This is a genomic window from uncultured Winogradskyella sp., assembly GCF_947498345.1.
Classification (GTDB): Bacteria; Bacteroidota; Bacteroidia; order Flavobacteriales; family Flavobacteriaceae; genus Winogradskyella.
In genome coordinates this window covers 244,951-260,439 of the sequence record NZ_CANMJY010000001.1, presented here as the reverse complement: position 1 = coordinate 260,439, position 15,489 = coordinate 244,951, and the positions used below count along the sequence as shown (strand labels likewise).

The window sequence follows — 15,489 nt, the reverse complement described above, 5'->3', positions numbered from 1 at the left end:
CTGATTATCAAATAGATAAAATTATTTTTTTCTATCAATAACATAATCCACCATAAGCCTTAGTGAAGATTTATAAGGTGATTCTGGATAATTGTCCAATAGATTTAGGGCTTCTTCTTGAAAAGTTTTCATCTTTGAAATGGCATAATCTAAGCCATTATTAGATTTTACAAAGGCTATCACTTCCTTAACACGTTTCTTATCTTTGTTATGATTTTTAATAGAATTAATAAGCCAGGACTTTTCCTTTTTAGAACAGTTATTTAATACATGAATTAAAGGTAAGGTCATTTTTTGTTCTTTAATATCAATTCCTGTTGGCTTACCAATAGCCTCCTCACCGTAATCAAATAAATCATCTTTTATTTGAAACGCCATGCCTATAAGTTCGCCAAATTTCCTCATTGTCTCTACTTCTGGAGAATTTGGTTTTATGGAAGCAGCACCTAAACTACAACAAGCCGCAATTAATGTTGCTGTTTTTTGACGAATAATGTCATAATATACAGCTTCAGTAATATCGAGTTGTCTAGCCTTTTCAATTTGGAGTAATTCACCTTCGCTCATTTCGCGTACAGCTACAGAAATAATTTTCAATAAATCAAAATCATTATTATCTATAGAAAGTAACAAACCTTTAGATAATAAATAATCGCCAATAAGTACCGCTATTTTGTTTTTCCAAAGTGCATTAATAGAAAAGAAACCACGTCTTCGGTTACTATCATCAACGACATCATCATGAACCAATGTGGCCGTATGGATAAGTTCTATAACCGAAGCACCACGATAGGTGCGCTCACTAACTTCACCATTGTTAAGCATCTTAGCCACTAAAAACACAAACATTGGGCGCATTTGCTTACCCTTGCGATTAACAATGTAATGTGTTATTCTATTGAGTAGAGCAACTTTACTAGCCATGGAGAGTTGAAACTTCTGTTCAAAAAGTTCCATCTCATACGCTATAGGTTGTTTTATCTGTTCGGTTATTTTCATTTTAAGTACTAAACGCTGCTAAATTACAAATTATAGTAAGGTTATATTATTAAAAAACGAATTATAGACTTTTAACATTGCATAAAGACAATTATTTGTAACTTTAGGCAATTAATCTAAAAACAATCTTTATGAAAAAAATTACTTTATTGATTACATTGATCTTTTCCTCGAGCCTAATGTATGGACAGATTTATTTTGAGGATGATTTTAGTACTGCTACACCTAATACTGTCCCAACAGGCTGGATGGTTGTAGATGGTGACGGGCTAACCCCTAATACAGCAGTTGATGAGTTTACGAGTGCCTGGATAGCTGTTGATAGAGATGGTAGTCCATTTGCTGGGAACTATGGTGGACCTGCAGGCGATATAGCAGTTGCAAGTACATCTTGGTATACACCCGCTGGCACATCAAATGATTGGTTAATTTCACCTGCAATTACGCCAACTACAGATTCTGCAGTAACCTGGGATGCTAAAGCGCAAGATGCAACATTTGCTGATGGTTATGAATTGTTAATTTCTACAACTGGTACAAATGTACCAGGTGATTTTGGAACTGTTTTATTTTCTGTAGCTGCGGAAGAATCTGATTGGGAAACCAGAACTATAGATTTATCTGCATACACCAATCAAACCATTTATTTAGCATGGAGAAACAACTCTACTGACCAATTTGTTTTATTGGTAGATAATGTCATTGTAGAGGAAATTCCATCTTGTCTTAATCCAACCGACTTTGTTTTGGGACCAAACGGAATTACAGATACCAGTGCTGACATTGCTTGGACTGATGGCAATGGACCAGGAACGGTATTCGATATTGAATATGGTTTAGATGGTTTTACACCAAATACTGGTACAGGTACAATAATAAATGATATAGCCGCTACCAATTATGATTTTACTAGTTTAATGCCAGATACAGCTTACGATTTTTATATCACGGCTAATTGTGCTGGTGGTAACGGAGATAGTGAGCAAGTAGGACCAATTGGCTTTTTAACTGCTTTTGATTGTACTTCTTATGGTTTCCCTTATACAGAAGATTGGAGTAATATAAATGCATATGTCTCTTGTTATACTGTAGAAGATGCAAATATAGATGGGTTATCGTGGCTATTTAACAATGCTAATGACCTAGATGGTGATATGACTATTGATAATATTGTAAATGTGTTTCCTCAAGCTGCAAATGTTGCTAAAGATGACTGGCTTTTCACTCCAGCAATTAGTGGTACTCAAGGTGCTGAGTATACTGTTACCGTTACCTATAATGCTGTAGATTTTCAAGCGACTGCAAACGAATCTTTTGATTTGGTTATTACAGACTCACCTGCATCTTCAGCCACTATGCAGTCTGTAATTGGATCCTATAATAATATTACCCAGTCTGGTGTTTTTGGTGATACTGGCGGAAATGATTTAATTACTCAAGCTTATATGAGTACAGCTACATACACAGCTGCTGCTGACGGTGATTTTCATGTAGCTATACATGCTAATACTTTGGCTGCTGATAGTGATGTCTTTTTAATTTTAAATATTGAAGTCACTGAAACTTTAGGTGTAAATGATTTTGATAGAAATATATTTACCCATAATTATGATAAGGCTTCTCAGACGCTTAATTTAGAATCATCTAATATGGCTATGACCAATGTGGAGGTATATTCTTTACTAGGACAGAGCGTTGTTTCTAAATCGTTAAATAATACTTCTGAGTCTATTGATGTATCATCATTAAATGATGGTATATATTTAGCCAAAGTTAATATTAATGGCAATTCTAAGACAATAAAGTTTGTGAAAAATTAATATTATTCTGACATAAAAAAAGCGGCTTTGAGCCGCTTTTTTTATTCTAACTTTTATTAGCTAATTGGCCACAAGCAGCATCAATATCTTTGCCTCTGCTCCGCCTTACTGTTACTGTAATATTATTCGCTTCTAAAACATTGACATACATATCTAATGCTTTAGAGTTGGCTTGTCGAAACTTACCATCATCAATTGGGTTGTATTCTATAAGGTTTACTTTACTTGGCGCAAACTTACAAAACTCAACCAAAGCATCTACATCTTTACGTTTATCATTTATACCATCCCAAACTACGTATTCGTATGTAATTCTATTTTTAGTTTTAGCATACCAATATTGCAAAGCTTGTCGTAAATCGTTTAAGGGAAACGTTGCGTTAAAAGGCATTATCGAAGTTCTTACCTCATCAATAGCTGAATGCAAAGAAACAGCTAATTTAAATTTCACCTCATCATCAGCCATTTTTTTAATCATTTTTGGCACTCCTGATGTAGAAACCACAATACGTTTTGGCGACATCCCCAAACCTTCTGGTGAGGTTATTTTATCAATAGCCTTTAGTACATTATTATAGTTCATAAGAGGCTCTCCCATTCCCATAAAAACAATATTACTTAAAGGTCTTCCGTGATATAATCTACTTTCATTATCAATCGCCACAACTTGATCATAAATCTCGTCTGGATTGAGGTTTCGCATACGTTTTAATCGTGCAGTGGCACAAAATTTACAATCTAAACTACAACCCACCTGAGAAGATACACAGGCTGTTGTACGTGTAGCTGTAGGAATTAAAACAGACTCAACAATTAAGTCATCGTGCAATCGGACTGCGTTTTTAATAGTGCCATCAGAACTCCGCTGCATTTGATCTACCTTGATGTGGTTAATAACAAAATTGTCTTGTAGCATCTGTCTTGTTTCTAAAGATATGTTGGTCATATCCTCAAAACTATGTGCCGCTTTTTGCCATAACCATTCATACACCTGATTACCTCTGAAGGCTTTATCTCCTTGCTTTATAAAGAATTCTCTCAATTGCTCCTTAGTAAGTGCTCGTATGTCTTTCTTTTTAATTTCCATGTGATTGCAAAGTTACTTAAATGAAGCGGAAAATCTATTCATAAAAAAAGCCCCTATTAAAGAGGCTTTAGTAATAATTTTTTATTCCTTATTAGATAATAAGCATGGCATCTCCATAGGAATAGAATTTATACTTTTCTTTGACGGCTTCTTCATAAGCTTTTTTCATAAAATCGTGACCTGCAAAAGCAGAAACCATCATCAACAACGTTGATTTTGGCGTATGAAAGTTTGTTATCATACAATTAGCGATACTAAAGTCGTAAGGAGGAAATATAAATTTATTCGTCCAGCCTTCAAATTCATTTAATCGTCCATTAGAAGATACGGAACTTTCAATGGTTCGCATTGATGTAGTACCAACAGCACAGACGCGTCTTTTATTTTCAATACCTTTATTTACAATATCTGCAGCTTTTGGAGTAATAACAATTTCTTCACTATCCATTTTATGTTTTGATAAATCCTCAACTTCAACAGGATTAAATGTACCTAAACCAACGTGTAAGGTTACTTCAGCCATTTCTACTCCTTTGATTTCTAAACGCTTTAATAAGTGCTTAGAAAAGTGTAAGCCTGCCGTTGGAGCTGCTACTGCTCCTTCATTTTTAGCAAAAATGGTTTGGTAACGCTCTTCGTCTTCGGGCTCAACATCTCTTTTTATATATTTAGGAAGTGGTGTTTCACCAAGTTCAGTTAACTTTCTCCTAAAATCTGTATAAGAGCCATCATATAAAAAGCGTAATGTACGACCCCTCGATGTTGTATTATCAATAACCTCAGCAACTAATGTTTCATCTTCACCAAAATAGAGTTTATTACCTATTCTTATCTTACGGGCAGGATCTACCAAAACATCCCAAAGACGCTGATCTTGGTTTAACTCTCGTAATAAAAACACCTCTATTCGAGCACCTGTTTTTTCTTTATTACCAAATAACCTCGCAGGAAAAACTTTAGTATTATTTAAAATCATTACATCACCTTCATCAAAGTAATCAATGACATCCTTAAACAGTTTATGCTCTATAGTTTGCTTTTCTCTATTGAGAACCATTAACCTTGCTTCATCTCTGTGTTCTGCAGGATGTTCTGCTAATAATTCTTCTGGAAGATCAAAACTAAAGTTTGATAATTTCATACGTAGTATTTGTTTATTTTTTGAAGATGCAAATATACAATCTCAAGATAGGCCTTGTCAAGTAAATGACCGTTTATTTTAAATTGAAACCTATAGATTTAAAGTCTTCCCAAAATTGTGGATAAGATTTACTAACCACATCAGCATTTTCAATATGCAATATTGTTTTTAAACCAAGTGGTGTAAATGCCATAGCCATTCTATGATCGTTATATGTTGCGACGGAAACATTACTTTTAATACCGTTTGATGACCTTAAACTTAAGGTAGCATCTGTAATTGTAACCTCAGCTCCAAATTTTTCTAATTCAGTTTTAAGGGCCACTAACCTATCGGTCTCTTTAATTTTTAATGTATGTAAACCTGTTAAATAACATTCTAAACCTAAGCCAAAAGCTGTAACGGCAATTGTTTGTGCTATATCTGGGGCATTGCTTAAATCAAGATGTATTGATGATTGACGATTAACTATTATCGATTTATGAAGTGTTATCGTATTTTTTTCAAAACGAGTTTCAACCCCAAATTCCTGATATATTTTAGCTAAAACTGAATCCCCTTGTAGTGAATCTTTTTTATAAGATAATAAGGTGATTTTTGTTCCTACTTCACTTAGCGCTACAACACTATAAAAATATGACGCGGACGACCAGTCTGATTCTACCACAAGAGTGTTGGATTCTGCATTTAAGGTTTTTGGATTAACTATTATTTTATTGCTCTTAAATTCAGTTTTAATTCCATTCTCGTCTAAAAGGCTTAATGTCATTTTTATATATGGTACAGATGTAATTTTACCGTCTAAGGTTAATTCTAAGCCGTTATCTAGTTTTGAAGCAATAAGTAGCAATGCCGAAATGTATTGACTACTTACATTAGCTTTTAGAGTCACTTTTGACTTACTTAGTTTATGACCTCTAATCTTTAATGGAGGAAAACCATCATTCTCTAAATAGTTGATCTCAGCACCTAATTGTCTTAAGGCATCAACCAATATTTGTATTGGGCGTTCTTTCATTCTGGAAGATCCTGTTAGGATAACTTCTCTATGTTCTTGAATTGAAAAATAGGCGGTTAAAAAGCGCATTGCAGTACCAGCATGATGAATATCAATAATTTCATCTTTCGATTCTAAAGCTTTCTGCATTAACACAGAATCATCAGAATTAGACAAATTCTCTATCGTAATATCTGGATATAATGCTTTAAGTAAAAGTAAACGATTAGACTCGCTTTTTGAACCCGTTATAGCTATCGATGATTGACCCTTATTGATTGTCGATTTAAGAATTGTAATATCCATATAAAAAAGATTCCCGCTTTAGCGGGAACAAATCTACTTTAATTTATCGTTATTATGATGCCTGTAGTGATCTCGTTTGGCCTTTAAACTCATTTTTTTATCAAATGCCTCTTGTAAATTAATTCCGGTTTGGTTTGCCAAGCATAAAACCACAAACATTACATCAGCCAGTTCCTCTCCAAGATCCTTATCTTTATCACTTTCCTTTTCACTTTGCTCTCCATAACGTCTGGCAATAATACGAGCCACCTCACCGACTTCTTCAGTAAGCTGAGCCATATTTGTTAACTCGTTAAAATATCTTACGCCATGAGCGTTAATCCAATCATCAACTTCTTTTTGCGCATTTTTTATGTTCATTGTAGCTTTTCTTTTTTGTAAAAATACTGATATTTCAACTTCAGTTATTTATTCCTTAAAGGTGGGCTTAAAGGTTTTATAGTATTTATTAAACTTTTCTTGCGTATCCATTTCTTTGTACTTATCACTTTGAAATAGTTTTAAATACAGTTCTAATTGTTGTGGTTTTAAGTAACCCGAAATAGGCGCAATAAAATTGGCTTCTTCGTCAAAAAATACCATTGTAGGATAGGCTCTAACCTTAAGAAATCTAGTAAATTCATGTGCACTATTACGTCTATTGGCCTTAGCTGGATCGTAATTAGGGTTGCTAAAATTCTTCTCTTTATAAGTTACAGAATCATTACCTTCTGCATTAAACTTTACCGCATAGTAATTCTCATTTATATAATCAACCACATCTTCATTATGAAACGTGTTTTTATCTAGCATTTTACATGGTCCACACCAATTGGTATATACGTCCATAATTATCTTTCTAGGGTCTTTTTTTTGAAGTTCTATGGCTTCTTCAATAGTTAGCCAATTGATTTCTTTTTCTGATGTTTTTGTTGCCTCTTGAAATGAGAGTAGTGTTCCAAAAGCAATAAACGCTATAATATAATGTATTTTCTTCATGTCTGATTTGTTGCAAATGTTATACCGAACTTACAAAAAATGCTCCTTATAAGGAGCATTTTAAGTGTTTTTAACGGTTTTGATTAGCGTACTCCGTGCATTAATCGCTTTAAAGTTTTATTCAATAGTATAGAAATGATCCCTACTCCTATTGGGATTAATGTAAATATTAAAAAGAAGGTTCCGAGTGAATATTTTTCAGATATTTTATCTATCATTCCTCCCATGGTGCCTGCAGCTTTTTGCCCAACTGCAATAGCTAAATACCAAACACCAAACATAAACCCAATCATTCTTGCTGGCACCAGTTTGCTTAAATAGGATAATCCGACAGGTGAAATACATAATTCACCCATAGTGTGGAACAAGTAAGCTATAATTAGAAAAATCATACTTACTGAAGCTGTTTTTGCTCCTGAAGGAATTCCTGAAGCACCGTAGGACAAAAATGCAAAACCAAGTCCCAAAAGAATTAATCCTATACCATATTTCATAGCTGCACTAGGATTGTATTTGCTTTCCCACCATTTAGAGAAAAGTGGTGCCAATGTGATTATAAAGAATGAATTTAATATACCAAACCAAGTTGCATCGACTTCATTTCCGTCTTGCGAAAATTTATCCATTAATCTAAAAATTACCAGATACCATAATCCAGCAAAAGCAATGGCCAAAATAATATTGGATACACCTATTCGCGAAAAGGTCTTTTTAGCTAATAACCATAATACCCATGTAATAATTATTAGAGGCACTGTTGTTAATAATGCATCTACAATTTTAAAAATCATAGCAGAATTACCAACCAACTCTCTTTCAGTATAGTCTCTTGCAAATAAGGTCATAGAGCCTAATGACTGCTCAAAAAAGGCAAAAAAGAATACCGTGAATACACCAAAAACGGAAACCGCGATAATCTTATCTCTAACTACTGGTATATATCTCCCAATTCTAGTAATTAACAGTACTAAAAACGATACTAATGCTCCTAAAACAACGACATTAGATCCACTTAATCCACCTATCTCAAAAGGTAACAAATTAACTCCTTCAATTTTTTCAAGTGGATCATTAAATAAATATAATAGACCACCTAATGCTGATAAAATCATTAACACTTTATCGAACATAGTAAATGGGTTTAATTTTTCTTCCTCTAATGGTTCTGCTCTGTCTTCTTTTGGGCTATCTTCATTTATATTTTGAGGTAATTCAACTTCATGTACTTTTGAAGGTTTAGCACCAATACTTCCAAAAAGTGGACCGGCCAACCAAAATTGCAACATACCAAGTAACATAAATATACCTGCTAAACCAAAGCCCCAAGACCATCCAAAATTTTCTGCCAAATAACCACATAGCATCATACCGAAAAATGCTCCTGCATTTACTCCCATATAGAAAATAGTATAAGCACCGTCTTTTTTAGACTCCTTTCCCTTATACATCTCAGAAATTATTGATGTAATGTTTGGTTTAAAGAATCCCGTACCTATAATTAACAAAGCTAAACCAACATAAAACATAGGTTTAGTCTCTAAAGCCATTGCCCCATGACCTAGAGTCATAATAACACAGCCTATAACGACAGCCATTCTATACCCTGTTATCTTATCTGCAATCCAGCCGCCAATTATTGGTGTTAAATATAAAAGTGAAGCGTAAGTTCCTATTAAAGCCAATGCATTTTCTCTTGCCCAACCCCAACCTGGGTTATCATCAATTATTGGCGCAGTTAAAAATATGACTAATAAAATCCGCATTCCGTAGAAAGAAAAGCGCTCCCACATTTCAGTAAAAAATAACACAAAAAGTCCAGCAGGATGTCCTATTACTTTGTCTTTAAATAGATTTTCAATATCAGTGTTCATAATTTCTAAGAGTATATTTAGTTAGGAGAAAAAGAAGCCCTTAAGAAATAAATTTCCTAAGGGCTCTATATCATATTTTAATTATCTGCTAGTTCAAAACCTTCAGCTTCTTCATGTTTCATGTCTCTTTCTTGATCTTCAACGCCATGAGTTAGACGCTTTAGTGGTTTTAGAATTGCGATAAATAATCCCCCAACAATAACTGTGAATATTAATATACCAGCAAATATCGTCTTCTCACCAAAATCAGTAGCTGATTCACCAACAATTCCCGCAACTTTATTCCCTAAACCTGTTGCTGCAAAATAGACGCCCATCATTAAAGATGCATATTTTAAAGGTGCTAATTTAGTAATAAAAGAGAGGGCTACTGGTGATATACATAACTCGCCTATAGTATGAAAGAGATAGGCCAAAACCAACCACAACATACTTGATGATCCTGACTTTTCGAATTCCATAGCTGCAAATACCATAAATAGAAATCCAAAACCCATTATTATAATACCTAATGCCATCTTAAATAATGATGAGGCTTCTTTTCCTTTTAACTTACGTTTTGCCCAATAACCTGCAACTATGGTTGCAAATATGATAATAAAGCCTGCATTTAAACTTTGAAACATCACAGTTGGTACTTCCCATCCAAATAACATTCTATCAGTATTTGTCTCAGTATACAAGTTCATCAATCCACCAGCTTGTTCAAAGGCTCCCCAAAAAATGATGACCATTATAAATGATAATAGCAATACCAAGAAACGATCTTTATATGCTTGGGAGTCTAAATCTTTATAGATCATCATTAGTAATGCTGCTATTGCAGTTAAGAACAAAAACAATAATCCATAACCCCAACCTAAATAGTACCACCCCATTCCAGATAAGATTGCTAAAATAACTGTAATCACTAATTGGGTTGAAGATGTAGCTAGTTTACCATACAGTTTACCGTAGGAAATTTCTTCAGGGTCATCTTTTGACGGTGCAACAAAATTACCTACATGTGTTAAATACTTTTGTCCATAGACATAATTAATTAAACCTAACACCATAACAATTCCTGCCAAACCAAAACCAGCATGCCAGCCCCATTCTTTAACAACTAAACCTACTATTAATGTTGCTAATAAAGACCCAAGATTAATCCCAATGTAAAAGATACTGAATCCTTTATCTCTTCGAATATCACCTTCTTTGTATAGTCCACCTACCATAGTTGAAATATTGGGTTTTAAGAGACCTACTCCCAAAATCACAAGACCTAGACCAGTATAAAAAGCCCAAATATCTGTTAGCACAAGGACTCCATGACCTAGACATAGTATTATAGCACCAACTAAAACCGCTTTTTTCTGACCTATTAGTTTGTCAGCAATCATTCCTCCTGGGATAGACATCACATAAACCAACATAGTATACCATCCATATAGTGCAAGAGCTTCTTTACTTGTCCAGCCTAAACCTGCTCCTCTATCATCACCTATTGTAGCTGTTGTCATATATAGCACTAATAAAGCTCTCATTCCGTAATAAGAGAAACGCTCCCACATTTCTGTTAGAAACAATATATACAAGCCTATCGGTTGCCCAAATAGTTCTTTTTGATGCGGTTGTTTAATTGCTGTTGACATATAATTTATTTTAGTTAGTTATTGTTAGTTTAACCTTTAATCTTTGACATTTCTTTTTCTTCTTTATCATCCTTTTTAAGTTTATCACCTAAAGTTCTATTGATAAAGTTGGTCATCTTTTTATATAAATGTAATCGTGTATTTCCTCCATAAATACCATGGTTCTTATCAGGATATATCATCCATTCAAATTGTTTATCAGCTTGTACTAATGCTTCGACCATGCGCATGGTATTCTGTAAATGTACATTATCATCACCAGAGCCATGAATTAAAAGAAAATCGCCCTTTAATTTATCGACATGGTTTATTGGTGAGTTTTCATCATAACCACTAGGGTTTTCTTGAGGTGTGGTCATATAACGTTCTGTATAAATGGTGTCATAGAACCTCCAGCTTGTAACTGGTGCTACAGCGATTGCCATTTTAAACACATCATTACCTTTAAACAAAGCATTACTACTCATAAAACCGCCATAACTCCAACCCCAAATCCCGATACGTTCTTCGTCTATATAAGGTAATGCTCCTAATTTTTTAGCTGCTGCGATTTGGTCTTCAACTTCGTATTTACCAAGTTCGTTCTGTGTTACTTTTTTAAAATCTGCTCCTTTATAGCCTGTTCCTCTACCATCTATACAAACTACAATATAACCTTGTTGTGCCAGCATTTGGTACCAGTAATCGTTGGCACCATTCCAACGATTTGCCACTTGCTGAGATCCTGGACCTGAATATTGATACATAAAGAGTGGATACGTTTTTGATTCGTCAAAATCTGCAGGTTTAACCATCCACATATTTAAATCGTTACCATTAATATTTATGGTACTAAATTCTTTTTTGGACGTAACATAGTCTCCTACTTTCTGAGCCAATTTATCATTGTCTTTAATCCCTTTTACAAGGTTTCCTGATTTAGAGCTATGTAGTGTATATTCTGGAGGAGTTGTAGCACTAGAATGCGTATTGATAAAATACGTAAAATCCGCACTAAACGCTGCACTATTGGTGCCATCAGTTTTTGTTAATCGTTTCTTGTTTTTACCATTTAATTTTATAGAATATACATCTCTGTTTATTGAGCCATTTTCAACTGACTGATAATAGATTGTATTCTCTTTTTCATTAAAGCCATAGTAATTGGTTACTTCCCAGTCACCATTTGTTACCTGATTAATTAACATCCCTTCTTTTGAATAATGATAAAGATGGTTATAACCATCTTTTTCGCTCGTCCATATAAAGCTATTATCTTTTAAAAATGTAAGGTTGAATGTTACATCGATATAAGCTTTATCTTTTTCTTCAAGAACTAAGTCGTAGCTCATTTCATAGGTATCAATCATCCAAAGATCTAATTCATTTTGATGACGATTCATATACTGAGCACTTAATACATTAGCGTCTTTAGCCCACTTTATTCTTGGGATGTAGTAATCCGTATATGCTTTGTCTACTTCTAAAGCTTGTGTCTTATTGGCCTCTAAATCGTATAAATGTAAAGACACTTTAGAATTGGTTTCTCCGGCTTTAGGGTATTTAAACACTTGTTGAGTCTGGTATAATTCTGAACCAAAAACATCCATTGAAAACTCTGGGACTTCGGATTCATCGAAACGAATAAAAGCAATTAAGTTACTATCTGCATTCCAATCAAAAGCCCTAACGAAACTAAATTCTTCTTCGTAAACCCAATCTGTAATACCGTTTATAATTTTGTTCTTTTCGCCATCTGTAGTGATTTGCTTTACTTTACCAGAAGCTAAATCTTTTACATAAAGATTGTTTTCAAAACCATAGGCAACTTTAGTACCATCTGGTGATAATGTAGGTTCTTGTACCAAATCATCAGCAACTTTAATTAAGGCTTTGGTCTTAAGATCGTATACATAGTATTCACCCAGTCTCGAGCGTCTAAACACAGGTACTTCATTAGTCGTTAAAATTACTTTAGACTCATCATCGCTAAAACTGTAATCAAAAAAACCTTGAATTTCTGAAATATCTTCAGAGGACACCAAGGTTTTTACTTTTTCTAAAGTTTTATAATCGTAAATATCTATTGTAGAGGTTCTTGTATTTCTATCAAAATTAAGAACTGAGTACTGTTTTCCATTTTTCATAGAATGTAAGGCTTGCATGCCTTCAGTTCTAAATTCACCACTCCATATAGCTTCGAGTGAAATCTGTTTGTCTTGACAATAAATTAAGGCAGTAGTTAAAAAACCTACTATTGCAGCGAAGTGTCTTATTTTCATTAAAATTCTATTTCATTATAGCCATGCCAAGTTTACTAAAAATTATGCAAAAAACAGGCATTATTAACAGTAAATCGGCAATAATGCTAGATAATGCACACATTTTATGCCATTCTAAGTATCTTTGCTTTTTCAAAACCATTAACCTATGCCAAATGCTATTTCTGGCTTTTCTAAGCTTTCTAAATCTGAAAAGATTGAATGGCTTTTAGATACTTATTTTTCTGATAAAGCAGCAGCAAGAAAACTGGTGACACAATATTGGAGTTCTGACAAAAAGCTTCAGAAGCTTCATGATGAGTTTATTGAAAACACCATAACCAATTACTATTTACCTTTAGGTGTAGCGCCGAATTTTCTAATTAATGATAAGCTTTTTACTATTCCTATGGCTATTGAGGAAAGCTCTGTTGTTGCAGCTGCAAGTAAGGCAGCTAAATTCTGGATGGACAGAGGTGGTTTTAAAACTAAAGTGATTTCAACAGAAAAAATCGGACAAGTCCATTTTACTTATAATGGTGATTTTGATAAGCTTAAAGGGTATTTCAAAGTAGTAAAGCCAAAATTAATTGCCTCTACCTCTGATATTACAAAGAATATGGAGCGCAGAGGTGGTGGTATTTTAGATATTGAATTAAAAGATCTGTCTAAAGATTTAGATAATTACTATCAATTGCATGCGACGTTTGAAACGCTTGACGCTATGGGTGCAAATTTTATCAATTCTTGTCTAGAGCAGTTTGCCAAAACATTTAAGAATGAAGCTAAAACAACTCTTGAAGGTGATTTGGATATAGTAATGAGTATTCTTTCTAACTACGTTCCTAACTGTTTGGTTAAAGCTGAAGTCTCATGCCCGATTATAGAATTAAAAAGTAAAGACATCGTTAACCCTCAATTATTTGCAGAAAAATTTAAACAAGCCATTAACATTGCTGAAATAGAACCATATAGGGCAGTAACCCATAACAAAGGAATAATGAATGGTATTGACGCTGTTGTTTTAGCCACAGGAAATGATTTTAGAGCCGTTGAAGCTGGCGTACATGCTTTTGCTTCACGAAACGGTAAATACTCGAGCTTAACGCATTGTTCTGTTAATAATGATATTTTTAAATTTTGGATTGAAATTCCTTTAGCATTGGGAACCGTTGGTGGTTTAACAAGCCTACATCCATTAGTTAAGTTTTCTCTTGAGATGCTTGAAAAACCTTCAGCACAAGACTTAATGCAGGTTGTTGCTGTTGCTGGTTTAGCTCAAAATTTTGCAGCTGTAAAATCTTTAACGACTACTGGTATACAAGAAGGGCATATGAAAATGCATCTTATGAATATTTTAAATCAATTTGAAGCCACGTCTGAAGAAAAAACTAAACTTATTGAATACTTCAAGACCAATACTGTAACGCACAATGCCGTGGTAGAAGCTATCGAAAATCTAAGGGATTAAATGAAAACTTTTAGAAGCAATGGCAAATTATTAATCACTGGAGAATACGTTGTATTAGATGGTGCAAAAGCATTAGCCATACCAACAATATATGGCCAAAGCTTAATTGTAGAAAAAAATAATACTAATACGATAGCATGGAAAAGTTATAATGAATTAGGAGAGGTTTGGTTTGAACATGAGTTTTCTTTTAATGACTTTGAATTTGTAACAAAGCAATTAGGAAAAGATGTGGTGATTAGGCTTAGGCAAATTATAATAGAAGCTAAGCATTTAAATCCAAAGTTTTTAAATACTCATCAAGGTTATAATATTACAACACATCAAGATTTTAATAGAAAATGGGGTTTAGGAACCTCATCTACATTAATAAATAATATAGCAAACTGGGCTAAAGTAAATGCTTATCAGCTATTATTCAACACTTTTGGCGGGAGTGGCTATGATATTGCCTGTGCAAAAAATAATACACCTATAATCTATCAATGGAATCGTTCTTATAATCCAGTAGTTAAAAACGTAACATTTAATCCCTCTTTTAAAGAACATCTTTACTTTGTATACCTCAACCAAAAACAAGATAGTAGAGAGGGTATGTCTTCTTATACACTAAATACTTATGATAAAGATAAAGTTGCTTTAGGCAAACCGATAACCGCTATTACAGAACAAATAATTAATTGCGAAACGCTTTCTGAGTTTAACAGCCTTATTGTAAAACATGAAAATTTAGTCTCAGAAATAATTAAGTTAGAACCTGTAAAGTCAAGCCTTTTTAAAGATTTTGACGGTGCAGTAAAAAGTCTTGGTGCTTGGGGAGGAGATTTTGTTTTAGCTACTTCAAAAACCAATCCAGTTGATTATTTTAAGTCTAAAGGGTATGAAACTGTTATTCCCTATAATGAAATGGTAATTAATTAAAAAAGACTTTACAATATTGTAAAG

The 15,489-nt window shown here is 33.7% G+C and carries 12 protein-coding genes; 3 read left to right on the top strand and 9 right to left on the bottom strand.

The genetic code is table 11. The features are described from left to right. Window positions 1-21: 21 nt before the first annotated feature. Complete coding sequence (locus tag Q0912_RS01155; protein ID WP_299111095.1) at window positions 22-999, bottom strand: polyprenyl synthetase family protein; 978 nt, start codon at window positions 997-999, stop codon at window positions 22-24. A 131-nt stretch (window positions 1,000-1,130) separates the two neighbouring features. Between Q0912_RS01155 and Q0912_RS01150 the strand changes: the two genes are divergently transcribed. Beyond that, a complete protein-coding gene (locus Q0912_RS01150) occupies window positions 1,131-2,819 on the top strand; it encodes a choice-of-anchor J domain-containing protein (protein WP_299111093.1) in 1,689 nt (562 codons plus the stop codon). A gap of 46 nt (window positions 2,820-2,865) precedes the next feature. Here Q0912_RS01150 and rlmN read toward each other — a convergent pair whose 3' ends face one another. The 8 genes from rlmN to Q0912_RS01110 all read right to left on the bottom strand — a co-directional run bounded on the left by rlmN (window position 2,866) and on the right by Q0912_RS01110 (window position 13,094). Further along, a complete protein-coding gene (gene rlmN, locus Q0912_RS01145) occupies window positions 2,866-3,906 on the bottom strand; it encodes a 23S rRNA (adenine(2503)-C(2))-methyltransferase RlmN (protein ID WP_299111090.1) in 1,041 nt (346 codons plus the stop codon). A gap of 91 nt (window positions 3,907-3,997) precedes the next feature. Next, entirely contained in the window at window positions 3,998-5,047 is a 1,050-nt protein-coding gene (gene queA, locus Q0912_RS01140; RefSeq protein ID WP_299111088.1) for a tRNA preQ1(34) S-adenosylmethionine ribosyltransferase-isomerase QueA, read from the bottom strand. Window positions 5,048-5,120: 73 nt separating this feature from the next. Next, window positions 5,121-6,350, bottom strand: a complete 1,230-nt coding sequence (locus Q0912_RS01135; RefSeq protein ID WP_299111086.1) for a 3-phosphoshikimate 1-carboxyvinyltransferase — start codon at window positions 6,348-6,350, stop codon at window positions 5,121-5,123. A gap of 33 nt (window positions 6,351-6,383) precedes the next feature. Further along, window positions 6,384-6,710, bottom strand: a complete 327-nt coding sequence (locus Q0912_RS01130) for a nucleotide pyrophosphohydrolase (RefSeq protein ID WP_299111084.1) — start codon at window positions 6,708-6,710, stop codon at window positions 6,384-6,386. Between the two features lie 48 nt (window positions 6,711-6,758). Then, window positions 6,759-7,328 carry a thioredoxin fold domain-containing protein gene (locus Q0912_RS01125; protein ID WP_299111082.1) on the bottom strand — a complete coding sequence of 190 codons (570 nt, stop codon included), beginning with the start codon at window positions 7,326-7,328 and terminating at the stop codon, window positions 6,759-6,761. 83 nt (window positions 7,329-7,411) lie between these two features. After that, the gene (locus Q0912_RS01120; protein ID WP_299111080.1) at window positions 7,412-9,199 is read right to left on the bottom strand and encodes a peptide MFS transporter; all 1,788 of its coding nucleotides are present in this window, start codon (window positions 9,197-9,199) and stop codon (window positions 7,412-7,414) included. A gap of 77 nt (window positions 9,200-9,276) precedes the next feature. Next, window positions 9,277-10,833: a peptide MFS transporter gene (locus Q0912_RS01115; protein WP_299111078.1), complete on the bottom strand. Its 1,557-nt coding sequence runs from the start codon at window positions 10,831-10,833 to the stop codon at window positions 9,277-9,279. A 29-nt stretch (window positions 10,834-10,862) separates the two neighbouring features. Beyond that, the gene (locus Q0912_RS01110) at window positions 10,863-13,094 is read right to left on the bottom strand and encodes a S9 family peptidase (protein WP_299111076.1); all 2,232 of its coding nucleotides are present in this window, start codon (window positions 13,092-13,094) and stop codon (window positions 10,863-10,865) included. Window positions 13,095-13,242: 148 nt separating this feature from the next. Here Q0912_RS01110 and Q0912_RS01105 point away from each other — a divergent pair, with 148 nt between their 5' ends. Together Q0912_RS01105 and Q0912_RS01100 are read left to right on the top strand one after the other, a co-directional pair. Next, on the top strand, window positions 13,243-14,544 hold the full coding sequence (locus Q0912_RS01105; RefSeq protein WP_299111074.1) for a hydroxymethylglutaryl-CoA reductase, degradative: 1,302 nt from the start codon (window positions 13,243-13,245) through the stop codon (window positions 14,542-14,544). Beyond that, a complete protein-coding gene (locus Q0912_RS01100) occupies window positions 14,545-15,465 on the top strand; it encodes a GYDIA family GHMP kinase (protein WP_299111072.1) in 921 nt (306 codons plus the stop codon). Window positions 15,466-15,489: the final 24 nt, after the last annotated feature.